The sequence below is a fragment of the Microbacterium sp. NPDC077644 genome (genome assembly GCF_040702785.1).
GTDB lineage: Bacteria > Actinomycetota > Actinomycetes > Actinomycetales > Microbacteriaceae > Microbacterium.
In genome coordinates this window covers 607688-630540 of sequence record NZ_JBFBME010000002.1, presented here as the reverse complement: position 1 = coordinate 630540, position 22853 = coordinate 607688, and the positions used below count along the sequence as shown (strand labels likewise).

General features: G+C 69.5%; 22 protein-coding genes. 20 read left to right on the top strand and 2 right to left on the bottom strand.

From position 1 onward, the window contains the following. Positions 1-36 precede the first annotated feature (36 nt). The 8 genes from AB0269_RS09960 (at position 37) to AB0269_RS09925 (ending at position 10362) form a co-directional block, all read left to right on the top strand. Positions 37-1062, top strand: a complete 1026-nt coding sequence (locus AB0269_RS09960) for an LLM class flavin-dependent oxidoreductase (RefSeq protein ID WP_366211043.1) — start codon at positions 37-39, stop codon at positions 1060-1062. A 109-nt stretch (positions 1063-1171) separates the two neighbouring features. Further along, positions 1172-2494 carry a GAF domain-containing protein gene (locus tag AB0269_RS09955; protein ID WP_366211042.1) on the top strand — a complete coding sequence of 441 codons (1323 nt, stop codon included), beginning with the start codon at positions 1172-1174 and terminating at the stop codon, positions 2492-2494. A gap of 110 nt (positions 2495-2604) precedes the next feature. Beyond that, positions 2605-4152 (top strand): aldehyde dehydrogenase family protein, encoded by a 1548-nt coding sequence (locus AB0269_RS09950; protein WP_366211041.1) that lies wholly within the window; start codon positions 2605-2607, stop codon positions 4150-4152. 4 nt (positions 4153-4156) lie between these two features. After that, on the top strand, positions 4157-4588 hold the full coding sequence (locus tag AB0269_RS09945; protein ID WP_366211040.1) for a DUF779 domain-containing protein: 432 nt from the start codon (positions 4157-4159) through the stop codon (positions 4586-4588). 350 nt (positions 4589-4938) lie between these two features. Then, the gene (locus AB0269_RS09940; RefSeq protein ID WP_366211039.1) at positions 4939-6579 is read left to right on the top strand and encodes an ABC transporter substrate-binding protein; all 1641 of its coding nucleotides are present in this window, start codon (positions 4939-4941) and stop codon (positions 6577-6579) included. Positions 6580-6642: 63 nt separating this feature from the next. Next, positions 6643-7743, top strand: a complete 1101-nt coding sequence (locus AB0269_RS09935; RefSeq protein WP_366211038.1) for an ABC transporter permease — start codon at positions 6643-6645, stop codon at positions 7741-7743. A gap of 1 nt (position 7744) precedes the next feature. Next, positions 7745-8734, top strand: coding sequence for an ABC transporter permease (locus tag AB0269_RS09930; RefSeq protein ID WP_366211037.1), 990 nt, complete (start codon positions 7745-7747; stop codon positions 8732-8734). Beyond that, a complete protein-coding gene (locus AB0269_RS09925; RefSeq protein ID WP_366211036.1) occupies positions 8734-10362 on the top strand; it encodes an ABC transporter ATP-binding protein in 1629 nt (542 codons plus the stop codon). Before AB0269_RS09930 ends, AB0269_RS09925 begins: the two co-directional genes overlap by 1 nt. Positions 10363-10511: 149 nt before the next feature. On the opposite strand, the gene AB0269_RS09920 is transcribed toward AB0269_RS09925, so the two are convergent. Further along, positions 10512-11663, bottom strand: coding sequence for a hypothetical protein (locus AB0269_RS09920; protein WP_366211035.1), 1152 nt, complete (start codon positions 11661-11663; stop codon positions 10512-10514). A 63-nt stretch (positions 11664-11726) separates the two neighbouring features. On the opposite strand from AB0269_RS09920, the gene AB0269_RS09915 reads away from it, so the two are divergent. The 12 genes from AB0269_RS09915 (at position 11727) to rplI (ending at position 21347) form a co-directional block, all read left to right on the top strand. Beyond that, positions 11727-12707 (top strand): glycosyltransferase family 2 protein, encoded by a 981-nt coding sequence (locus tag AB0269_RS09915; RefSeq protein WP_366211034.1) that lies wholly within the window; start codon positions 11727-11729, stop codon positions 12705-12707. Beyond that, complete coding sequence (locus AB0269_RS09910; RefSeq protein WP_366211033.1) at positions 12704-14053, top strand: polysialyltransferase family glycosyltransferase; 1350 nt, start codon at positions 12704-12706, stop codon at positions 14051-14053. Before AB0269_RS09915 ends, AB0269_RS09910 begins: the two co-directional genes overlap by 4 nt. 169 nt (positions 14054-14222) lie before the next feature. Next, positions 14223-15419, top strand: a complete 1197-nt coding sequence (locus tag AB0269_RS09905; RefSeq protein ID WP_366211032.1) for an acylneuraminate cytidylyltransferase — start codon at positions 14223-14225, stop codon at positions 15417-15419. A gap of 136 nt (positions 15420-15555) precedes the next feature. After that, complete coding sequence (locus AB0269_RS09900) at positions 15556-16428, top strand: N-acetylneuraminate synthase family protein (RefSeq protein WP_366211031.1); 873 nt, start codon at positions 15556-15558, stop codon at positions 16426-16428. A 4-nt stretch (positions 16429-16432) separates the two neighbouring features. Continuing rightward, a complete protein-coding gene (locus AB0269_RS09895) occupies positions 16433-17818 on the top strand; it encodes a DUF6716 putative glycosyltransferase (protein ID WP_366211030.1) in 1386 nt (461 codons plus the stop codon). Positions 17819-17952: 134 nt separating this feature from the next. Next, the gene (locus AB0269_RS09890; protein WP_366211029.1) at positions 17953-18882 is read left to right on the top strand and encodes a cation diffusion facilitator family transporter; all 930 of its coding nucleotides are present in this window, start codon (positions 17953-17955) and stop codon (positions 18880-18882) included. A 26-nt stretch (positions 18883-18908) separates the two neighbouring features. Continuing rightward, positions 18909-19115, top strand: coding sequence for a type II toxin-antitoxin system VapB family antitoxin (locus AB0269_RS09885; RefSeq protein WP_366211028.1), 207 nt, complete (start codon positions 18909-18911; stop codon positions 19113-19115). Next, on the top strand, positions 19112-19552 hold the full coding sequence (locus AB0269_RS09880) for a PIN domain-containing protein (RefSeq protein WP_366211027.1): 441 nt from the start codon (positions 19112-19114) through the stop codon (positions 19550-19552). The genes AB0269_RS09885 and AB0269_RS09880 overlap by 4 nt, the downstream gene beginning before the upstream one ends. Positions 19553-19705: 153 nt before the next feature. Continuing rightward, on the top strand, positions 19706-20074 hold the full coding sequence (rpsF, locus tag AB0269_RS09875) for a 30S ribosomal protein S6 (protein WP_147038991.1): 369 nt from the start codon (positions 19706-19708) through the stop codon (positions 20072-20074). 5 nt (positions 20075-20079) lie between these two features. Further along, positions 20080-20580, top strand: coding sequence for a single-stranded DNA-binding protein (locus AB0269_RS09870; protein ID WP_366211026.1), 501 nt, complete (start codon positions 20080-20082; stop codon positions 20578-20580). Positions 20581-20625: 45 nt separating this feature from the next. Beyond that, entirely contained in the window at positions 20626-20880 is a 255-nt protein-coding gene (rpsR, locus tag AB0269_RS09865; protein ID WP_071641238.1) for a 30S ribosomal protein S18, read from the top strand. Positions 20881-20894: 14 nt separating this feature from the next. After that, positions 20895-21347 carry a 50S ribosomal protein L9 gene (rplI, locus tag AB0269_RS09860; RefSeq protein WP_227529657.1) on the top strand — a complete coding sequence of 151 codons (453 nt, stop codon included), beginning with the start codon at positions 20895-20897 and terminating at the stop codon, positions 21345-21347. Between the two features lie 108 nt (positions 21348-21455). Here rplI and AB0269_RS09855 read toward each other — a convergent pair whose 3' ends face one another. After that, positions 21456-22823 carry a chaplin family protein gene (locus tag AB0269_RS09855; RefSeq protein ID WP_366211025.1) on the bottom strand — a complete coding sequence of 456 codons (1368 nt, stop codon included), beginning with the start codon at positions 22821-22823 and terminating at the stop codon, positions 21456-21458. Positions 22824-22853: the final 30 nt, after the last annotated feature.

The following is a 22853-nucleotide window of genomic DNA, read 5'->3' as shown; positions in this document are numbered from 1 at the left end:
ACGTCTCGCGACGGCGAGCAGGAGAGACGACACGCGATGACCTCCCCCTTCGAGATCGGCATCTTCACATTCGGCGAGCTCAGCCGCACCGCGGGCGGCGCCCTCACGCCTCCGGCCGCGCGCCTCGAGCAGCTCCTGGAGTGGGCGCGCGTCGCCGACCAGGCAGGACTCGACGTGTTCGGCGTCGGCGAGCATCACCGCCCCGACTTCGCGGTCTCCTCCCCGCAGATGGTGCTCGCCGCCGCGGCGCGCGAGACCGAGCGGATCCGTCTGACGAGCACCGTCACCGTGCTCTCCAGCGCCGACCCGGTGCGACTGCACGAGGAGTTCGCGACCCTCGATCTGTTGAGCGCCGGCCGCGCTGAGATCACCGCCGGTCGCGGAGCCTACGTCGAGTCGTTCCCGCTGTTCGGCCAGGACCTCGCCCGGTACGACGAATACTTCGACGACCGCCTCGACCTGCTGCTCGCCGCCCGCGAGAACGCCGAGGTCACGTGGTCGGGCACGACGCGTGCTCCGCTTCGGGATGCCGGCGTCCACCCGCGTCCGCTGCAGGAGAAGCTGCCCGTGTGGATCGCGGTCGGCGGCACACCGGCATCCGCTGCGCGCGCCGGCACCCTCGGGCTGCCGATGTATCTCGCGATCCTCGGGGCACCGGCGCGGTTCACGGCCCTCGCCGACCTGCACCGGAAGGCGGCGAGCGCGGCCGGGCATTCGGCCCCGAGGCTCGGCGTCACCTCGCACTTCCACGTGGCCGAGACGACGCAGGCCGCCCGCGACGCGTTCTTCCCCCACTACGCGGCGTACTTCGCTGAGAACATGCCCCGCGGCGGACGTCTCGACCGCGACACCTTCGACGCCTGGGCGAACCCCGGCGGCGCCCTGTTCGCCGGCAGCCCCGCCGAGATCGTCGACAAGATCCTGTGGGAGCACGAGCTGCTCGGGCATACGCGCTTCCTCGCACAGGTGGGGCTGGGTGGGATCGGCCAGCGCGAGACGCTCCGGTCGATCGAACTGCTCGCCACCGAGGTGCTGCCCGAGGTGCGCCGGGCGATCGGGTAGGCAGGACGCGCACCGGGCTGCAGCCGCGAAGATCCGTCGGAGCCCCTGTCCCCACGGTATCCGCCCTCGTACACTGGCCGTAGCTCCGTCACCGACGATCGGAGGCCCCGTGCCGTCACCGTGGGCATCGTCACGCGATGCCGGCAGTCCCGCTTCGCGTCTGATCATCGAACGCGCGCACGAGGAACTCGTCGCGGGCAATGTCGACGACCACCGACTGGCGCAGGTGCGCCCGCTCGTGCGCGAGTCGTGGGAGCGCGCGTGGCAGCTGCGCGTGCGGGCCGAAGGACTCCCGACGGTCGACCTCGGCGGCGACGAGCTCGAGACCTATCGAAGCGGGCATCCGCTCGCCGGCGTCATGGACATGATCCGCGGGCTGCTGCTCCCCGGCGACCCGACCGACTCCGGGGTCATGGTCGCCGTGGGCGATCACGTCGGGCGGCTGCTGTGGGTGGAGGGCGACCTGCATCAGCGCGTCCTCACCGGCGAGATGGGCTTCATCGAGGGCGCGAACTGGTCGGAGGAGTCGGTCGGCACCGCCGCCCCCGGACTCGCCATCGCGCTCGGCCAGTCGGTGCAGGTGCACGAGGCCGAGCACTACAACCGGCTCGTGCGCCCCTGGTCGTGCACGGCAGCGCCCGTGTTCGACCCCGAGACCCGACGCCTTCTCGGAGTCATCGACGTCACCGGCGGAGCCGAGGCGGCGACGCCCCAGGCGCGCATGCTCGTGGATGCCACCGCCAGGGCCGTCGAATCCGAACTGCTCGTCTCGAGACTGAAGGCGCGCAGCGCCGAGACGCCGCCCGTCCGGATGCCGCGTCGCCCCGCGGTCACCCGCGCGATGCTCCGGGTGCTGGGTCGCGACAAGGCGCAGCTCGAGGTCTCCGGTCCCGAATCCGAATCGGTCATCGCGCTCAGCGCCCGGCACGCAGAGATCCTGCTCATGCTGGCCGTGCACCGCCAGGGGCTCTCCGCCGACCGTCTCACCCAGCTCGTGTACGGCGAGGACGCCTCCCCCGACACGCTCCGGCCCGAGGTCGTCCGGCTGCGCAAGGTGCTCGAGCGCCTCTCGCCCGACCTCGCCCCGGAGTCGCGTCCGTACCGGCTGACCGTGCCGCTCGAGACGGATGCGCAGAACGTGCTCTCCCTGCTGGCGCGCGGCGCGCATCGCGTCGCCCTCACCTCGTACCGCGGGCCGGTGCTGCCGGATTCGGCATCCCCCGGCGTCGAGGAGTTCCGCGACGAGGTACGCGGCGCACTGCGCGAGGCGATGCTGACCGAGGCCAGCGTCGACGTGCTGCTCGCGTACGCGGAGATCCCCGAGGGCGCCGGCGATGTAGAGGCCCTGCGGCTCTGCCTGGAGATGCTGCCGGCGCGCTCGCCGCGGCGCGCCGGGCTCGTCAGCCGCATCGAACGCCTCGAGCGCGACTGACCGCACCCTGCAACCGGATGCAACGTTGCGCATCCGCGTGCAACGTCCTGCGGCCTACCGTCGACGCAACGGCGCGGCATCGAGGCTGCGCGACCGTCGAAGGAGACAGCATGACCATCGTCGAAGAGACCACGTCCACGGCCTACGCCGCTCCCGGTCAGCCAGGAGCCGTGGCGAACTATCGCCCGCGCTACGGCCATTACATCGGCGGCGAGTTCGTCGAACCCGTCAAGGGTCAGTACTTCGAGAACGTCAGCCCCGTCAACGGCAAGCCTTTCACCGAGGTCGGCCGGGGCACCGCCGAAGACATCGACCGCGCCGTCGACACCGCATGGAAGGCGTTCCAGGGGTGGAAGCGCACGACCCCCGCCGAGCGCAGCGTCATCCTGAACAGGATCGCCGACCGCATCGAGGAGCACCTCGAGGAGATCGCCGTCGCCGAGACGTGGGAGAACGGCAAGCCGGTGCGCGAGACGCTCGCCGCCGACATCCCGCTCGCCGTCGACCACTTCCGCTACTTCGCCGGCGTCCTGCGCGGACAGGAGGGTTCGCTCAGCCAGCTCGACGAGAACACCGTGGCATACCACTTCCACGAGCCGCTGGGCGTGGTCGGCCAGATCATCCCGTGGAACTTCCCGATCCTCATGGCGACGTGGAAGCTCGCCCCCGCGCTCGCCGCGGGCAACTGCGTCGTCCTCAAGCCCGCCGAGCAGACACCGGCATCCATCCTGTATCTGTTCGAGATCATCGGCGACCTGCTGCCGGCCGGCGTCGTGAACATCGTGAACGGCTTCGGCATCGAGGCCGGCGCTCCGCTCGCGCAGCACAAGCGCATCCGCAAGATCGCGTTCACGGGCGAGACGACGACCGGGCGCCTGATCATGCAGTACGCCTCGCAGAACCTCATCCCCGTCACCCTCGAGCTCGGAGGCAAGTCCCCGAACGTGTTCTTCGAGGACGTCGCCCGCGAGGACGACCCGTTCTACGACAAGGCGCTCGAGGGCTTCACCATGTTCGCGCTCAACCAGGGCGAGGTGTGCACGTGCCCGTCGCGGTCGCTCATCCAGCGCTCCATCTACGACGGCTTCCTCGCGGACGGCCTGGATCGGGTCGGCAAGATCGTGCAGGGCAATCCGCTGAACCCCGACACGATGATCGGCGCGCAGGCCTCGAACGATCAGCTGGAGAAGATCCTCAGCTACATCGACATCGGCAAGCAGGGCGGGGCCCGGCTGCTGACGGGCGGTGAGCGGGTCGATCTCGGCGGCGACCTGTCCGAGGGCTTCTACGTCGCCCCGACCGTGTTCGAGGGCACCAACGACATGCGCATCTTCCAGGAGGAGATCTTCGGGCCGGTCCTCTCGGTGACGAGCTTCGAGAACTTCGACGACGCCATCTCGATCGCCAACGACACCCTCTACGGCCTGGGCGCCGGAGTCTGGAGCCGCAGCGGCGACACCGCCTATCGCGCCGGCCGGGCGATCGAGGCCGGGCGGGTCTGGACGAACACCTACCACCAGTACCCGGCGCACGCCGCGTTCGGCGGATACAAGCAGTCGGGCATCGGCCGCGAGAACCACCTGAAGATGCTCGACCACTACCAGCAGACCAAGAACCTGCTGGTGTCGTACGCCGAGGGCCCGATGGGCTTCTTCTGAGCTCATGGTCAGCATCGGCACCTACCAGCGGGTGGACGTGACGGATGCCGCCGCCGTGCTGCTGCGCGAACTCACGCAGCAGCACGGCCCGCTGATGTTCCATCAGTCCGGCGGATGCTGCGACGGCTCATCGCCCATGTGCTACCCGGTCGGGATGTTCATCACCGGCCCGAGCGATGTGCTCCTCGGGACGGTCGACATCTCCCTGCGGGCCCCTGACCCTTCGACCGGCTCAGGGGTCGAAGGGTCCCCGATCGAGGTCTACATGTCGGAGTCGCAGTTCGAGTACTGGAAGTACACCCACCTCACGATCGACGTCGTGGAGGGGCGCGGCGCCGGCTTCAGCGTCGAAGGCCCGACGGGGAAGAGGTTCCTCATCCGGTCACGGATGCTGAACGACGCGGAACTGGCGTACTTCGGACTCGTGAGCGGATGACGCCGAGATCGCGGGAAGGATGCAAGCCGCTGCAACGTCTGCGCGCTTAGCATTTTGATCCGCGCCGCGCACGGTCGGTCCCCAGCCGCCAGCAGGCGCCGAGCGCATCGTCGCTCATGCGGAGGGGAGACGTCTCCTCCGTTCCCACCGGAGGGAAGGAGTGGGCGCTGACATCCCCAGACCGGCGCCCACTCCCGACATCCCGGCATCGACGAGAACGTCGCCGGGGCACGTTGCGGTCTCGTTACGAATCGCGCGCCGGATTCGTGTTGCGTCGCCCCCGCGCGCATTATTGATGGATCGCCGCGTCCACCCGATGCGGCACCCACCTTCACAGACGAGGGAGATCCATGTCTCTGCACATCCACAGCCGGGGCCGAGTGAGCCTGGCGATCGGCGCGATCGGCGCCACGAGTCTGATCCTGGCCGGCTGCGCAGCCGGCGGCGGAGGAACGGGCGACGGTGACGGCGGCGGAGGCGGCGGAACGGTCATCGTCGGCACGACCGACAAGGTCACCACCCTCGACCCCGCGGGCTCCTACGACAACGGCTCCCTCGCCGTCCAGACCCAGGTCTTCCCGTACCTGGTCAACACTGACTACAACAGCACCGAGGTCGTTCCTGACCTCGCCGAGTCGGCCGAGTTCACCTCGCCGACCGAGTACACGGTCACCCTGCCCGCCGGCCTGAAGTGGGCCAACGGCAACGACCTGACCTCGGCGGACGTCAAGTTCTCGTTCGACCGCAACCTGAAGATCGCCGACCCGAACGGCGCGTCGAGCCTGCTGTACAACCTCGACAGCATCGACACCCCCGACGACACCACCGTGGTCTTCCACCTGAAGACCGAGAACGACCAGGTGTTCCCGTACATCCTCACCAGCTTCCCCGGCGCGATCGTCGACGACGAGGTGTTCTCGGCCGATGCGCTCACCCCCGACCAGGACATCGTCGACGCGAACGCCTTCGGCGGCCCGTACACGATCACCTCGTGGGACTTCAACAAGACCGTCGAGTTCGCACCGAACGAGAGCTACCAGGGTCTGCTGGATGCCGCCGCCAACGACGGCGTCATCCTCAGCTACTACGCCGAGTCCTCGAACCTGAAGCTCGCCGTTCAGCAGGGCGACGTCGACGTCGCATACCGCAGCCTGTCGGCCACCGACGTCGAGGACCTCGGCAAGAACGACAAGGTCCAGGTCATCGACGGCCCCGGCGGCGAGATCCGCTACATCGTGTTCAACTTCAACACGCAGCCGTACGGCGCGACGACCGCCGACGCCGACCCGGCCAAGGCACTCGCCGTCCGCCAGGCCGTCGCCGACCTCATCGACCGCGACGCCATCTCCGACCAGGTCTACAAGGGCACCTACACCCCGCTGTACTCCTACGTCCCCGAGGGCTTCGCCGGTGCCACCGAGTCGCTGAAGGGTCTGTACGGCGACGGCAACGGAGCACCGGATGCCGACAAGGCCAAGGCCACGCTCGAGGCAGCCGGCGTCACCACTCCGGTATCGCTGAGCCTGCAGTACAGCCCCGACCACTACGGCCCGTCGTCCGGCGACGAGTACGCGCTGATCAAGTCCCAGCTCGAGGACAGCGGCCTGTTCACCGTCGACCTCAAGTCGACCGAGTGGGTGCAGTACTCCAAGGACCGCACCGCCGACGTCTACCCGGCCTACCAGCTGGGCTGGTTCCCGGACTACTCCGACGCCGACAACTACCTGACGCCGTTCTTCCTCAAGGAGAACTTCCTCGGCAACCACTACGACAACGCCGAGGTCAACGACCTGATCCTGAAGCAGGCCGTCGAGCCGGATGCCGACACCCGCACCGCGGACATCGAGAAGATCCAGGACCTCGTCGCCCAGGACCTGTCGACGGTGCCGTACCTGCAGGGCGCCCAGGTGGCTGTGGCCGGAACGAGTGTGGACGGCGTCACCCTCGACGCATCGTTCAAGCTCCGGTTCGCTCCGATCACCAACAACTAGCGTGTCTGGCCGTCGGGTGTGCGTGGCAAACGCACACCCGACGGCCGATGCCTGTACTTCGTCATGACGACAGATATCTCCGTCCCCTCCGCGGGCGCACCCGACGCTCCCGGCTCTCCCGCCGCACGCCGTCGCCGCAGCGGCGGCAACTCGCTCGGGCGCTACATCCTCGTGCGGTTTCTCCTGATGATCCCCACGGTGCTGATCCTCGTCACCCTGGTCTTCTTCCTCATCCGCCTCACCGGCGATCCGATCACGGCCGCCCTCGGCGGCCGGCTTCCCGCCGACCAGCTCGCCGACCGCATCCATGAGGCCGGTTACGATCGTCCGGTCCTCGTGCAGTACTTCGAGTACCTCGGGCAGATCCTCACCTTCAATTTCGGCAACACGATCACCGACAACCAGCCGGTGACCGACGTGCTCATCAACTACGGCGGCGCCACGCTCGAACTGGTCTGCTACGCCCTCGTGATCGCCTTCCTCATCGGCATCCCGTTCGGCATGATCGCCGCGGCCAAGCGCGACCGCTGGCAGGACGCGACGCTTCGCGTCTCCGCGATCCTGTTCTACGCCACACCGGTCTTCTTCTCCGGCCTGGTCGCCAAGCTCATCTTCTCGGTGTGGCTCGGCTGGCTGCCCGTCTCCGGGCGAGCGGACGTGCGCACCGAGGTGGCGCTCAACCGCAGCGGTGGCACCGGGATCTACCTGATCGACGCGATCGCGTCGGGCAACCCGGCCTACATCCAGGACGTGCTGCTGCACGCGATCCTCCCCGCGATCACGCTCGGGCTCCTGACGGCCGGGATCTTCCTGCGCCTCGTGCGCACGAACGTCATCGGCACGTTCAACATGCCGTACATCGATGCCGCACGCTCGCGTGGCGTCGGCGAGGGGCGTCTGGTGCGCAAGCACGCGTACCGGCCGGCGCTGATCCCGATCATCACCGTGATCGGACTGCAGATCGCCCTCATGCTCGGTGGCGCCGTGCTCACCGAGACGACGTTCGAATGGAACGGTCTCGGTTTCCAGCTCGCCGGGTATCTCGGATCCCGCGACTTCGTCGCCGTGCAGGGCATCGTCGCGATGATCGCCGTGATCGTCGCCGTGACGAACTTCCTCGTCGACATCATCGCGGCCTTCATCGACCCGAGGGTGAGGTACTGACATGGCTCGCACCGGCTTCTTCGCCCGGGTCCCCGTGATCCGTCAGCTGCGTCAGAGCGTGGGACTGCAGCGCGGGATGCTCGTCGCCGGCCTCGTGCTGACAGCGGTGTTCCTCATCTGCGCGATCTTCGCGCCGTGGATCGCCCCGTACTCGTTCAATCAGCTCAAGGGCCCCGACGGCGGCTTCGGCGCGCAGCAGCCGCCGAGCTCCGCACACCTGCTCGGCACCACGGTGGGCGGCTACGACGTCCTGTCGCGAGTGATCTGGGGCGCGCAGACCGCGCTCTTCGTCATCATCGTCGCCGTCGCGCTCTCGGTCGTGGCCGGCGTGCTGCTCGGTCTCCTCTCCGGTTATCTCGGCGGCTGGATCGATCGCGTGGTCGTGGTCATCGCCGACGCCATCTACGCGTTCCCGACCCTGCTGCTGGCCATCGTCGTCGCGATCGCGATCTCGGGCGGGCAATCCGGCCTCTGGCCCGGCGTGATGGCCGCCGCCGTCTCGATCACCGTGGTCTTCATTCCGCAGTACCTGCGCGTCGTACGCGCAGAGGTCGTGCGCGTGAAGGCCGAGGCGTTCGTCGAGTCGGCCAGGGTGATCGGCGCGTCGAACGGACGGATCATGTTCCGCCACGTGCTGCGCAACTCCACGAGGACGCTGCCGCTGATCGTCACGCTCAACGCCTCCGAGGCGATCTCCACGATGGCCGCCCTCGGCTTCCTCGGATTCGGCATCGAGCCGACTGCGGCCGCCGAGTGGGGCTACGACCTGAACAAGTCGATCAGCGACGTCTCGGCGGGGATCTGGTGGACGGCCATCCCGCCAGGGCTCGCCATCGTGCTGGTGGTGCTCGGCATCACGCTCATCGGTGAGAGCCTGAACGACCTCGCCGACCCGCGCCTGCGGGCACGGCGCCGCACCGGCAAGACTCCGGCCGACGCCGTCGCCGCGTCTCAGCCGGTCGCGCGGGAGTTCATGGGAGAGGTGGAGTGATGGCATCCGCTGTGGAAATTCGCGATCTCGACGTCACGTTCGTCACCGACTCCGGTGATGTGCACGCGGTGCGCGGCGTGAGCCTGGACGTGCGTGCCGGCGAGGTGCTCGCCATCGTGGGTGAGAGCGGATCGGGCAAGACCGTGACGGCTCGCTCGATTCTCGGGCTCCTCCCCGAGACGTCGACGATCCGCGGTGCCGTCGTGGTCGACGGCACCGACGTGACGGCTCTGGATGCTGCTGGACTGCGGTCGCTGCGCGGCGAGAAGGCCGCGATGGTCTTCCAGGAGCCGTCCACAGCGCTGAACCCGGTTTTCCCCGTCGGGTGGCAGATCGCCGAGGGACTCCGGGCGCACGGCAACGTCTCCAAGCAGGAGGCCCGTCGCCGAGCCGTCGACATGCTGCGCCGCGTCGGCATCCCCGAACCGGAGCGCCGTGTCAACGACTACCCGCATCAGTTCTCGGGCGGTCAGAAGCAGCGCGTCGTCATCGCGATGGCGCTCGCGCTCGACCCCGCCGTGATCATCGCGGATGAGCCCACGACAGCCCTGGACGTCACGGTGCAGGCCGAGATCCTCGAGCTGCTGCGCACGCTCCGCGACGAGGAGGGCACGGCGATCGTGCTCATCACGCACAACATGGGCGTCGTCGCCGACCTCGCCGATCGCGTCGCCGTCATGCTCGAGGGTGAACTCGTCGAGACCGCTCCAGCGGGGGAGCTGTTCGCCGACCCGCAGCACGAGTACACGAAGCGGCTGCTGGCCGCTGTGCCGCGGCTGCAGATCAGCGAGCGCGAAGCGCCGGTGTCCGCGACGGGTCCTCTGGTCAAGGCCGAGGGGCTTGTGATCGAGTATCCGGGACGCTTCGGTCGCAGTGCCTTCCGGGCCGTGAAGGGGATCGACTTCACGCTCTCGCCGGGTGAGGTCGTGGGGCTGGTCGGTGAGAGCGGATCGGGCAAGACCACGATCGGACGCGCGATCGCCGGCCTCACCCCGGTCGCCGGAGGATCGCTCGAGGTGCTCGGCGTGGAGATGAACGGCGTGAAGGAGCGGCAGTTCCGCCCGCACCGCAAGGACCTGGGTTTCGTCTTCCAGGACCCGGCGACGAGCTTCAACCCGTTGCTGACGATCGCGCAGAACGTCGCAGAGCCGCTGATCGTGCACGGGCTGGCGAAGAACCCGGCGGATGCCAGGGGCAAGGTGGACGAGCTGCTCGACGCCGTGCAGCTGTCGGGGGCGTACGGCGACCGCTTCCCGCACGAGTTGTCGGGCGGTCAGCGTCAGCGCGCCTCGCTCGCCCGAGCCCTGGCGCTGGACCCGAAGCTGCTCATCGCCGATGAGCCGACCAGTGCGCTGGACGTGTCGGTGCAGGCGAAGGTGCTCGAGCTGTTCGGCGAACTGCAGGAGCGGTTCGGGTTCGCGACGCTGTTCATCACGCATGACCTCGCCGTCGTCGACATGCTCGCGCACAAGGTGGTCGTGCTGCATCACGGCGAGATCGCCGAGGCGGGCCCCACCGCCGAGGTGCTCGGCAACCCGAAGGACGACTACACCCGCCGGCTCATCGCCAGCCTCCCCGTCCCCGACCCCGAGGAGCAGGCCGCCCGCCGCGCCGCCGCCCGCGCCTGACGCGCGGCGCGGCGCCCGCGCCCGACCCCGCGAAGCAGGTCTTGCCCGCCGAAACAGACTCTGCCACAGCCTGTCTCAGGCGGCAGGGCCTGTTTCGCAGGCGAGTTCGGATGCCACGGCATCCCGAGCCATGCGCCTCGCCGGGCGCGTCAGCCGAGCGTGAAGTCGACGACGCGGCCGAACACCCACACCACGGCGAAGAGGATCGCCAGGGCGATGAACACCCAGCGGCCGCTGCGCTTGAGTCGGCGGCCCTGCTGGGCGACACCGGGCGGCGGTGTCAGCATCCCCGCCGGTGCGGCGAACGGCAGCGCGTGCGATCCGGCGGTCGGCGCCGAGGATGACGCGGCACCGACGGCCTGCGAGTAGGTGCGCCCCTGCTCCTCGAGCAGGCGGTCGTCGCGCCACCGCGCCCACTGGTCGAGCTTGGTCATCAGCGCCCCGACGGCGCCGAACAGCCAGGCCCAGGTCGCGGCATCCAGCGTCGACGCCTCGCGCTTGGTGTAGAGGAACAGCCAGTCGTCGACGATCTCGACGTCGAGCTGGGCGGCGCTGTCGATGAAGCGCGCCATGATGTCGGGCGTGAACAGGTACAGGGCGTCGCGCTCGTACCCCTGCGGGCAGTACAGCGTGAAGTACTGGTCGAAGTCGCCCTCGAGCGACAGACGCTGGTCCTTGCCGAAGGACGCCGGCAGGTTCGACCCGAACCCGTTGTTGCCGAGGGCGTCGAGCACGATGTTCGGCAGGGGAACGTCGAGCTTCACGGCGACGTACCCCCAGCGGTACGTCGTGGAGTTCTTGCCGGACTTCACCGTGTACCGGTAGTTGCCGAATTCGACGAACCGCGGCGTGCTGCCCCGCACGAGCTGCTCCGAGACCCGTGAGCTGCCGATGCCGAAGATCATGCCCGGCAGAGGAGGGTCGAGCACCTGATCCTCGTACGTCATGCCGTTGGCCGCCGCGAACCGGCTGATCCGGTAGCGGGCGACGCGCTTGCGCCGCGAGGTGACGAATGCGGCGATGCCGATGCCGACGAAAGCCACGAGGAACAGCACGAACGGAAGGCCGATCACGCTCGCGCCGCTGCGGATCGCCGCCGTCACCCCGAGCACGAGCATCGGCACGGCGATGGCCGCCATGATCACCACGACGACGATCGCGATCACCGTTCCGGCCGCGATTCCCCGGCCGGACGAGCGGGCCCGCATGTCGCGGACGAACGCCGAGACCGCCTTCGGATCGACGGGCTCGGTGAGCGGTCGCGCGTCGAATGCGATGGGCTGGGGTGCAGGCGTCGTCACGCCTCCACGGTAGCCGCCGCGACGTCACCTCGCGTTAAGGTGCGGGTGCCAGCATCCGAACCCATGCGCAGCGCACAGGTCACCGCGATCCTCCCCGCGAAGGATGCAGAGCCCTACATCGGCACGACGCTCGAGACGCTGCTGCGACAGTTCGACGACACCTCCGCGCTCAAGCTCGTCGCGATCGACGACGGCTCGAGCGACGGCACCGGCGACATCATGCGCGCCTACGCCGAACGGTTCGCGCACGCCGAGGTGCTCGTCAACGCCCGGCCGAGCGGACTCGCCACCGCCCGCAACCAGGGCCTGGGCCACGTCGAGGGCGATGCGTTCTGCTTCATCGACGGCGACGACTGGATGCAGCCGCGCCGCCTGCAGGTGCTCGCCGAACAGCTGCACGCCCTGGACTGCGACTTCCTGCGCACCGACCACGTGCGCGTGACCGGGCAGGATCGCCGGCTCGTGCGGGCACCGCATCCGTGGCGCGGCATCGCCGCCTCGCCGCGCGACGCGATCCTCCCCGCCGACGACAAGGCCATGGTCGACTACCCGTTCGCGTGGGCGGGCATCTTCCACCGCCGAATGATCGACGAGGGACTCGCGGCGTTCCCCGACGGGCTGTTCACCGCCGAGGACCGCCCCTGGATCTGGCGCCTGCACCTGCAGGCGCGCCGGTTCGCGGTCGTCGACGCGCCCGCGATCCTCTACCGCCGCGGGGTCACGACCTCGCTCACGCAGGTGCACGATCGCCGCCAGCTCGACTTCGCGCGCGCGATGGCGCAGGTGCTCGAGATCGTGCGGCAGGATCACGAGGCCGAGCGCTTCCTGCCCAAGGCGGTGCAGACCATTCTGGCGCTCAGCTCGCACCACATCGTCCGCTCTCGCCGCATGGACGCGGGGCTGCGCCGTGACATGCGCCGGAGCATCCGCGGTCTTCTCGCCAGCCTTCCCGAGTCGGATGCCGCGCGGGCGCTCGCGCGGCTGGACGGCTCGCGCAGGCGAGTGCTGGCGCGATCGCTGCGCCAGGCGGGGCGCGCCGCATGACGGTCCTGTTCGCGCTGCACAGCGCGTACGGTCTGACGACCGCCGCAGCCGCGATCGATGAGGGGTTCTTCGAGGGCGGCGGTGAGAGGGTGCTCGTGCCGTTCAACTCGGCGCGCGTGCCCGAGACGACGGTCGGCGTCGACGAACATCCGCAGCTGGCGAGCTTGCGCGCGCGCTTCGACCGCGTCGAGTCGCTCGACGCGCTGCTGCAGCCGCGGCATCCGAGCGCGTGGGAGCCGGAGGACGATGAGCTCCCCGTCCTGCGGCGGCTGCTCGAGCGGGCGTGGAGCATCGACGGCGACCTCGAGCTGTGCGTGCAGAGCCCGCAGGTGGCGCCCGCCCGCACGCTCATGGCGCTGTTCCCGGGCGCCCGGCTGACGATCATCGGCGACGGACTGATGACCTATTCGCCGATCCGCGTCGAGCTGCCCCGATCGATCGTCTCGCGCGTCGGCCGCGTCGTCTACGCCGACGTCGTCCCGGGTGTCGAGCCGCTCGCGTTCCGCGAGACGGGCGCTGCGCGGATGCCGGTTCCCGCCGCGGCGTTCGCCGCCGCACTCGCCGAGACCGGGGGAGAGGATGCCGAACTCGACGCCCTCGCCGACGGCACCCCGACCGCGCTCGTGCTCGGCCAGTACCTCGCGGCGCTCGGTCTCGTCGCGCCCGAGGAGGAGATCGGGATGCAGCAGGACATGATCGATCGCGCGCTGCCATGGAAGCCCGCTCGCATCGTGTTCAAGCCGCATCCGTCCGCGCCTCCCGCGCTCACCGACGCGGTGCGCGAGCGCGCCGAGGAGCACGGGCTCGCGTTCGTCGTCTACCGCGGCCCGGTGCCCGCCGAGATCGTCGCCGAACGGCTGGGCGTCGTCGGCGTCGTCGCGGGGTTCTCGACCGCGCTGCCCACGATCCGCACGCTCCACGGGCGGCCCATCGCGTCGGTCGGAACGCCCGGGATGCTGCGCCGACTGAAGCCCTTCGAGAACAGCAACCGCGTGCCGACGACGATCGTGGACGCCCTGACGCGCCCGGATTCGCCATACGCCGAGCCCGCACGGCTGCAACTGCTCATCGACGGCGTCGGATACGCGATGCAGCCGAAGCTCGCGGCATCCCTGCGTTCGCGCGCCGAGGAGCTGCTGCGGGGGATGCCGCAGACCGAGCGCGACCGATACTTCGACCCCGCTCGCCTTGTTCGGCTGCGACTGCCGGGTGCTCCCGCCGAGAGCCTGCCGCGGCGTCTGCTGCGATCGGCAGGGGGAGTGGGGCGCGTGGAGGAGCTGCGGCTGACGGTCCACGCCGCGCGCCGCCGGCTGGCACGCGCATGGAAGGCGGTGCGGGGCCTGTGAGCGGGTGCGGTGGGCGTCGGAGGGGTCGCAGGTGGTTGCCTGATCGCGGGGTCGGCGACCATTCGCGACCCCTCCGGCCGCGGAACCAGCGCGACACTCTCGACAGGGGTCGCATAAGGCTGTGTCCTGGCGACTTCACCCACCGAACGCGACCCCTGAGGAGGATGACATGACGAACGAGCAGCCCCGAACGGTCGCGATCATCCCGGCCCGCGGCGGGTCGAAGGGCGTTCCGCGCAAGAATCTTCGGACGGTCGGGGGCGTGCCGCTCGTCGTCCGAGCCGTGCGGGCGGCCGCTGCGGCATTCGCCGTCGATCTCGTCGTCGTGACCACCGACGATGCAGAGATCGCGGATGCCGCCGCCGCAGCCGGTGCGTGCATCGTGCGGCGCCCGGCCGAGCTGGCCGGCGACACCGCGTCGTCCGAGAGCGCCGTGTTGCACGCCCTGGACGAGCTCGAGGCCGACGGCCCGACGGTCGGCACCGTGGTGTTCATCCAGGCGACGTCGCCGTTCATCCCGTCAGGCGGGATCGACGAGGCGATCGATCACATCCGCGCAGACCGTTTCGACAGCGTCTTCTCGGCGCACGAGACATACGGGTTCCTGTGGCGGCGCGCCGCCGACGAGCACGCCGCCGCGATCAACCATGACGCCGCTCATCGCCCGCGCAGGCAGGATCGCGAACCGCACTACCTCGAGACCGGCGCGTTCTACGCCTTCACGGCGTCGGGGTTCCGCGCGGCAGGCCATCGGTTCTTCGGACGGATCGGCATCGTCGAGGTTCCGGAGCGGACCGCGATCGAGATCGACGACGAGCAGCAGCTCGCCGTGGCATCCGCGCTCGCCGACGTCGTCGAGCAGGGCGACGAGCCGATCCCGGCAGCGGCGATCGTCACGGACTTCGACGGAGTCCACACCGACGACACCGCCTTCGTCGACGCCGACGGCCACGAGTTCGTGCGGGTGAGCCGGTCGGACGGCATGGGGGTCTCGCGGCTGCGCCGTGCCGGCATCCCGATGCTCATCCTCTCGACCGAGACGAACACGGTCGTCGGTGCGCGGGGGCGCAAGCTCGGCGTACCGGTGGCGCAGGCGATCGACGACAAGGCGAGCGCGCTCGCCGCGTGGGCGGCGGACGAGGGCATCGACCTGGCCGATATCGCCTACCTGGGCAACGACGTCAACGATCTCGGCGCCATGGGGCTCGTCGGGTGGCCGGTCGCCGTGGCGGATGCGCGCCCGGAAGTGCGTGCGGCAGCCCGCGTCGTCCTGACCCGCCGCGGCGGCGACGGCGCCGTGCGCGAGCTCATCGAGCGGGTTCTCGTCGCCGCGCCCCCTGCCGCCGAAACAGGCCCTGCCGTCTGAGACGGGTCGTGGCACGGCCTGTGTCGGCGGGGCGGACCTGTTTCGAGGCGGACGGCCGCACGTAACCTGCCCGTCGCGCGCCGTTCAGAGTCGGAGCGTACCCAGGAGGGATGGGGGCTCGACGACAGGAGGCGACATGACCGTCAGCATCGGATCGCGCGTGATCGGCGGGGGCCACCCGGCCTACGTCATCGCGGAGATCGGCCTGAACCACAACGGCGACGTGGAGGTCGCGAAGCGGCTCATCGACGTCGCCGCGAACGCCGGCGCGAACGCCGTGAAGTTCCAGAAGCGCACGCCCGAGATCGCGACTCCGGAGCACATGCGCGACGTCCCGCGCGAGACGCCGTGGGGCACCATGAGCTATCTCGACTACCGCCGCCGTGTGGAGTTCGGCCGCGACGAGTACATCGAGGTCGGCGACTACGCCACGATGCGCGGGCTCGACTGGTTCGCGTCGCCGTGGGATGTTCCGAGCGTCGAGTTCCTCGAGGAGCTGAACGTCGTCGCCCACAAGGTCGCGTCTGCCAGCCTCACCGACATCGAGCTGCTCGAGGCGCTGCGGGCCACGGGCAAGCCGATCATCCTCTCCACGGGCATGTCGACGCCCGAGCAGATCGACCGGGCGATGCAGACGCTCGACACCGATCGGGTCATCCTCATGCACGCCACCTCGACGTACCCGATGGAGCCCGAGGAGGCCAACCTCCGCGTCATCACGACGCTCCGCGACCGGTACCCCGGCGTTCCGGTCGGCTACTCCGGCCACGAGCGCGGACTGCAGATCTCGCTCGCGGCCGTCGCGCTGGGCGCGGTCGCCGTCGAGCGGCACATCACGCTCGATCGCACGATGTGGGGATCGGACCACGCGGCATCCCTCGAGCCGGGCGGTCTCGAGCACCTCGTGCGCGACATCCGCATCATCGAGACGGCCATGGGCGACGGCGTCAAGCGCGTCTTCCCTGGCGAAGAGGCTCCGATGGCGAAGCTGCGCCGGGTGGGCGTCTGAGTCCATGAACGCGGAGCTTCGCGTCGTCGCGATCGCGGATGCCGACTCCTTCGTGAAGTGGTCGGCGGCGCTGCTGGATGCGGTGCCCGGCATCAGCCGGCACATGCTGCTCGTGCGGACGCCGCTGACCGTCAGCCGCGAGCAGGAGCACATGGCGCTCGCCGGAACGGGTTTCGGCGAGGGGTCCGTCACCCGTCTGGGGTTCGACGGGCTCACCGGATGGCTGAACGGACACCTGCCCGACGTCGTCGTCCTCGCCGGGAGGGGACCGCTCGTGCGACTCGTCGCCCGGGTCATCGACCGCCTGAAGCAGCGGCCGGTCGTCGTCAGCGGCCTGCCGGGGATGTCGATCCCGGCGCTGCGCGGAGCACTCGAGTACCGCCGCGAATCCGACCTCCTCGTGCTGCACTCGCACCGTGAGATCCGGGCGTTCGAGGCGCTCGCCGACCGGCTCGGCCTCGTCGTGCCGATGGCCCTCGCCACCCTCCCCTATGCGCGGCCGGCTTCGGCGCAGGGTGCGCTCGCGCGGGCGTCGCGGGGCAGGGCGGAAGGTTCGGATGCCGTCGGCACAGCCCGCCCGCAGTCGGGAAGCGTGCTCGTGGCCGATCGGGAGCGCCACGGCACGGACCTCGTCTTCGCCGCACAGGCGCTCGTTCCGGCCCAGCGCCACGAGCGGGAGGAGCTCGTCGGCATCCTGCGGCGCGCGGCTGAGGCGCGGCCGAACCGCCGCGTCGTCGTGAAGCTGCGCTCGCGGCCAGGGGAGGCCGAGACGCACCTCGAGCGCGACACGTATGCCGAGCTGCTCGCGAACCGGCCCGCGAACCTCGTGCTCTCGTACGAGCCGATGGCTCTCGCGCTGGCGCGCGCCGAAGGACTGGTCACGGTCAGTTCGACGGCGGCGGTCGAGGCGATCGCCCGCCGCGTCCCGGTCATCGCACTCGACACGTTCGGCGTCGAGAAGCAGCTCCTGAACACCGTGTTCACGGGCAGTGGCCTGCTCGCCGGGGCGGATGACGTGGTCGCGCGGCGGTTCCGGCATCCCGACCCCGCGTGGATGCAGGACAACTACTTCCACGCCCCCGAGCAGTCGGAGTGGTGGATGCGCGTCGAGGAGCTCGTGATGCTCCGCCGCGGAGGAGCGCTGCCGGCGAAGACCGTGCCGACCGGTCGCGGGGGAGCGCTGCGCGCGGCCTGGCACCGCAGGAGCGTGCTGGGTTCGGAAGACCGCTCGCTCGCGGGAGCCGTGGCGCTCGGCGTCGGGGCACCGCTGGTCGACGGCATCCTCGGGATGCGCCGTGCGCGCGGCCGCGCCGGCGAGGACACCTGGTCTGATCCCGCGACGGACTACACGCTCGAACCCCGCCCGCAGCGCGACCCCGTCCGTCGCTGAGCCGCACCCGTCCCATCCGCGAAACAGGCCTTGCCGCTCGAGACAGGGCGTCGCACCGCCTGTCTCGCCGGGCAGGACCTGTTTCGCGGGCAGCGGTTCGGCATCCCCGTGCAGCGCAGGCGTACCCTGGGCGCGTGACGGTGCTCATCGCATTCCTCGCCAACGTCCTCGTCGCGATCGCCAAGACGGTCGCGGCGATCATCACGTCCTCGGCGTCCATGGTCGCCGAGGCCGCGCACTCGTGGGCGGATGCCGGCAACGAGATCTTCCTGCTCATCGCCGACCGTCAGGGAGCGCGCAAGAAGGATGAGCGGCATCCGCTGGGCTACGGCCGCAGCGCGTTCGTCTGGTCGCTGATCGCGGCGTTCGGCATCTTCACCGCCGGGGCGATCGTATCGATCATGCACGGCATCCAGGAGCTCGGCTCCGACGAGCCCGTCGAGAGCCCGGTGATCGCGTACATCGTGCTCGGCATCGCGTTCGTGCTCGAGGGCGCGTCGTTCACGCAGGCGCTCATCCGCTCGCGGCGTCTGGCGCGCGAGCGGGGCGCGTCGACGTGGGACTTCGTGATCGAGACGAGCGACACGACTCTGCGGGCGGTGTTCTTCGAGGATGCTGCTGCGCTGATCGGCCTGGTGATCGCCGGCGGTTCCATCGCGATCCATGAGGCCACGGGCGAGGCGGTGTGGGATGCCGTCGGCTCGATCCTCGTCGGCATCCTGCTGGCGGTCGTCGCGGTGCTCCTCATCGGGCGCAACCTCGCCTTCATCGTCGGGACCAGTGCGTCGCCCGAGCTGCGCTCGCGCGTCGGGCGGGCGCTGCTGGAAGCTCCGGCGATCGAACGGGTCACCTACCTGCACATCGAGTACGTGGGCCCGAATCGGCTGTTCATCGTCGCCGAGATCGACCTCTCCGGTGACGAGCGCGAGCACGACGTCGCCCGCCGGCTGCGCATGGTCGAGCGGCAGATCGAGGCGCACGAGGTGGTCGAGACCGCCGTGCTGTCGTTGTCCGTCGACGACGAACCGTCTCTGGAGTTCGGCACCCAAGAGATATACTCATAGCGCCTGAAGGATATCCAGGAGGTGCGATGACGAAGACACTCATCGATATCGATGACGAACTGCTCGAGCAGGCGATGCGCGTCACCGGCGCGACGACGAAGAAGGCGGCCGTCAACGAGGCCCTCGCCCAGACCGTCAGGCGAAGCGCGGCTCTCGGGTACGTCGATATGCTGCGCACGGGCGTGGTGGTCGACCTCGACGACCCGGATGTGATCGCCGACGCCCAGCGATGAGGCAGCTCTACCTGGTCGACAACTCGGTTCTGCAACGGATCCATCGCTCGGATGCCGTGGCCGAAGCGCTGATCGATCTGCTGGAGTCCGGAGAACTGGCGAGTTGTCTGCCGCAGCTGCTCGAGGAAGGGTACTCGGCGCGGAGTGCCGACGAACACAGTGCACTGATCGATGCGACCGCGAGGGCGAAGGTCTTCCTTCCGCCGGATGCCAACGTGGTGCGATTGGCCGTCGACCTGCAGAGACGGTTGTTCGCAACGGGACGAGGGCGATCGGTGGGCGTGAGCGACCTGCAGATCGCGGCCACGGCACTGCGGTCGTCCGTTGAGGATCAGCGAGTAACCGTCGTACACTACGACGCCGACTTCGAGCACGTCGCCGCAGTGGAGCCCACCTTCTCCCACCACTGGATCGTTCCGCGCGGATCCGCGGACTGACCCGGTTCGCGACACGCCCGCAACTGAAGTAGACTGCTGTGGTTGTCTGCCCTCCGGACCGCACTCTGCGGCGAGAAGGGCCGGCACGTGCAACACACCCTCCTGCTTCCGGGAAAGTCTCGGAAGCCGTTCAAGTCCGAAGGAGGTGGGTAAGTGACGCACCAGTACGAACTCATGGTCATTCTGAACCCTGAGATCGACGAGCGCCAGGTCGCACCCACGCTCGACAAGTTCCTGAAGGTCATCACCAACGATGGCGGTTCTGTGGACAACGTCGACGTCTGGGGCAAGCGCCGGCTCGCGTACGAGATCCAGAAGAAGAACGAGGGCATCTACGCCGTCGTCAACTTCACCGCTACCAGCGAGGCCACGCAGGAGCTCGACCGTCAGCTCAAGCTGAACGAGCAGATCATGCGCACCAAGGTCCTCCGCGCTGAAGAGGCTCAGGCGATGATCGCTTCTGAGGCCAAGCGCTCCGAAGAGAAGGCTGCCCGCAAGGCGGCCAAGGCTGCGAAGGCTTAAGGCTCATGGCCGGCGAAACCGTCATCACCGTGGTGGGCAACCTCACGGCCGACCCCGAACTGCGCTACACGCAGAACGGGCTGCCGGTGGCGAACTTCACCATCGCATCGACCCCGCGGACCTTCGACCGTCAGGCGAACGAGTGGAAGGACGGCGAAGCGCTGTTCCTCCGTGCGTCCGTATGGCGCGAGTTCGCCGAGCACGTGGCAGGGTCACTGACCAAGGGCATGCGCGTCATCGCGCAGGGTCGCCTGCGTCAGCGCTCCTACCAGGACCGTGAGGGCAACAACCGCACGGCCATCGAGCTCGAGGTCGACGAGATCGGTCCGTCGCTGCGCTACGCGACCGCTCAGGTCACCCGCGCGGCATCCGGTGGAGCCGGCGGCGGGCAGTCCCGCCCGCAGCAGCAGCAGGTGTCGGAGGAGCCGTGGTCCACGCCCGGTTCCTCGACGAGCGCCGATGCCTGGAGCACTCCGGGCAGCTTCGGCGACGACACCCCGTTCTAACAACTTCTGGATGCCTCGGCATCCGTTCATCCCAAAGGAAAAACCATGGCTGGAAAGTCGAGCGGCGACCGCCGCAAGCCGCGGAAGGGTGGCAAGCCCACCGCTCCCGCGAAGTCGATCCGGGTCGGCGTCATTGACTACAAGGACGTCGCGACCCTTCGCAAGTTCATCTCGGAGCGTGGAAAGATCCGCGCCCGTCGTATCACCGGAGTCTCGGTGCAGGAGCAGCGTCTGATCGCCAAGGCGATCAAGAACGCACGCGAGATGGCTCTCCTGCCCTACGCCGGCGCTGGCCGCTAAGGGGTACCGGACAAATGGCAAAGCTGATTCTCACGAACGAGGTCGCCGGGCTCGGAAGCGCCGGTGACGTTGTCGAGGTCAAGAACGGGTACGCCCGCAACTACCTCATCCCCCAGGGCTACGCGACCGCGTGGACCCGTGGTGGTGCCAAGCAGGTCGAGTCCATCCAGGCCGCCCGCAAGGCCCGCGCGATCCACGACCGCGAAGAGGCCGTGGCGCTCAAGGACAAGATCGAGGCCGCGAAGGTCCGCCTGACGGTCAAGGCCGGCAACGGCGGTCGTCTGTTCGGCTCGGTCAAGACCGAGCACGTCGCCGACGCCGTCGAGGCCGCAGGCCTCGGCAGCATCGACAAGCGCAAGGTGACCATCACCTCGCCGATCAAGTCGACGGGTGACCACGAGGCCACCGTGCGTCTGCACGAGGACGTCGTCGCCGTCATCGCCCTTCAGGTCGTCGCCGCCAAGTAAGCGGCAAGGCTGGACGGATGCCCCGGAGTCTTCGGACTCCGGGGCATCCGTCGTTTGCGTGCGACATGCATCCGCTGGGGACGGATGCCGGTCACCCGATGATGGGGATCATCCGGTGACCTTGCGTCGCAGCAACCCGGCTCCGATCAGGAGCAGCACCGCGGCGAGCAGAGCCGGTGCGACAGGGATGTCCACTCCGGTCGTGGCGAGCATGCCGCCGTCAGCTGTCGCGATGGCGCCGCCCTGCCCGCTGGGGATGGGTGCGGAGCCGGGGTCTTCGCCCGGCATCGTGCCGGGAGCTGTTCCGGGGTCGGTGCCCGGGTCGGTGCCGGGCTTGGTGCCCGGGTCAGTGCCGGGGTCCGTTCCCGGGTCGGTGCCGGGGTCCGTTCCCGGGTCGGTGCCGGGGTCCGTTCCCGGGTCTGTTCCGGGGTCCGTGACCGGATCGGTGACCGTCGAGTCTCCGATGATGCCGATGGCGTTGCCGCCGACGGTCAACGGGACCGAGATCGGGGCGACGATCTGCGTGCCGCCGAGGAGCGAGTCGAGTCCGCTCGTGACCGGATCGGTGCCCGCGACCGGTGCCGGGGCCGCCTGACCGCCGTCGCCGGTCACCGCACTGGTGCCGGCGACGCTGATCGCGTTGCCGGTCGCCGTCACGGGTGCGGAGATCGGTGCGACGAACTGGGCGCCGCTCGTGACGCCGTCGGTTCCGTCGGTGGATGCCGCGGGAGCGGCGCTCTCGGTCGGGGCCGTGGCCGCGGGTGTCGACGTCTGTGTGACGTCGCTGTCGCCGAGCACTCCGATGGCGTTGCCGCCGACCGTCACGGGTGCCGTGATCGGTGCGACGACCTGGGTGCCGCCGGCGATGCCGTCGGTTCCGCCGGTGGATGCCGCGGGAGCGGCGCTCTCGGTCGGGGCCGTGGCCGCGGGTGTCGACGTCTGTGTGACGGTGCTGTCGCCGAGTACTCCGATGGCGTTGTCCGTGACCCTCACGGGCACGTTCACGTCGACCAGTGCCTGCGTGCCGCTGAGCACCCCGTCGACGCCCGACGTGGTGACGGACGGCGAACTCGGCGCCGGTTCGGCAGGTGGCGCCTGTGCGGGCGACGACTCCGCGACGTCGGACGTGCCGAGGACGCTCACGGCGTTCCCCTCGACGACGACCGGCACATCGACGGTGACCACCGCCTGTGTACCGGATGCCGTGCCGTCCGAGCCGCTGGTCGTGGTGGACGGGGCGGGCGCGGATGACTCGGGGGCCGCGGCCGGTGCGGCATCCGCTGAAGACGTCCCGAGCAGCGAGATGGCGTTCCCCGTCACATCGACAGGGATGTCGACGGGCACGAGCGCCTGCGTTCCGGAGAGGATGCCGTCCTCTCCGTCGGTCTCCGCCGCGTTCGCGGCGGTGGCGCCGAGCAGGGTGATCCCGCCGGCGATGGCGACGCCCCAGAGGGCGCGCTTGACGAATGTGCGCATGATGTTTCAGCTCCTGACTGATCGTTTCGG

Coding starts and splice junctions, on each gene's coding strand:
- AB0269_RS09960 (WP_366211043.1), top strand. CDS start 37: ATGACCTCCCCCTTCGAGATCGGCATCTTCACATTCGGCGAGCTCAGC.
- AB0269_RS09950 (WP_366211041.1), top strand. CDS start 2,605: ATGACCATCGTCGAAGAGACCACGTCCACGGCCTACGCCGCTCCCGGT.
- AB0269_RS09945 (WP_366211040.1), top strand. CDS start 4,157: ATGGTCAGCATCGGCACCTACCAGCGGGTGGACGTGACGGATGCCGCC.
- AB0269_RS09940 (WP_366211039.1), top strand. CDS start 4,939: ATGTCTCTGCACATCCACAGCCGGGGCCGAGTGAGCCTGGCGATCGGC.
- AB0269_RS09935 (WP_366211038.1), top strand. CDS start 6,643: ATGACGACAGATATCTCCGTCCCCTCCGCGGGCGCACCCGACGCTCCC.
- AB0269_RS09930 (WP_366211037.1), top strand. CDS start 7,745: ATGGCTCGCACCGGCTTCTTCGCCCGGGTCCCCGTGATCCGTCAGCTG.
- AB0269_RS09925 (WP_366211036.1), top strand. CDS start 8,734: ATGGCATCCGCTGTGGAAATTCGCGATCTCGACGTCACGTTCGTCACC.
- AB0269_RS09915 (WP_366211034.1), top strand. CDS start 11,727: ATGCGCAGCGCACAGGTCACCGCGATCCTCCCCGCGAAGGATGCAGAG.
- AB0269_RS09910 (WP_366211033.1), top strand. CDS start 12,704: ATGACGGTCCTGTTCGCGCTGCACAGCGCGTACGGTCTGACGACCGCC.
- AB0269_RS09905 (WP_366211032.1), top strand. CDS start 14,223: ATGACGAACGAGCAGCCCCGAACGGTCGCGATCATCCCGGCCCGCGGC.
- AB0269_RS09900 (WP_366211031.1), top strand. CDS start 15,556: ATGACCGTCAGCATCGGATCGCGCGTGATCGGCGGGGGCCACCCGGCC.
- AB0269_RS09895 (WP_366211030.1), top strand. CDS start 16,433: ATGAACGCGGAGCTTCGCGTCGTCGCGATCGCGGATGCCGACTCCTTC.
- AB0269_RS09885 (WP_366211028.1), top strand. CDS start 18,909: ATGACGAAGACACTCATCGATATCGATGACGAACTGCTCGAGCAGGCG.
- AB0269_RS09880 (WP_366211027.1), top strand. CDS start 19,112: ATGAGGCAGCTCTACCTGGTCGACAACTCGGTTCTGCAACGGATCCAT.
- AB0269_RS09870 (WP_366211026.1), top strand. CDS start 20,080: ATGGCCGGCGAAACCGTCATCACCGTGGTGGGCAACCTCACGGCCGAC.
- rpsR (WP_071641238.1), top strand. CDS start 20,626: ATGGCTGGAAAGTCGAGCGGCGACCGCCGCAAGCCGCGGAAGGGTGGC.
- rplI (WP_227529657.1), top strand. CDS start 20,895: ATGGCAAAGCTGATTCTCACGAACGAGGTCGCCGGGCTCGGAAGCGCC.
- AB0269_RS09855 (WP_366211025.1), bottom strand. CDS start 22,823: ATGCGCACATTCGTCAAGCGCGCCCTCTGGGGCGTCGCCATCGCCGGC.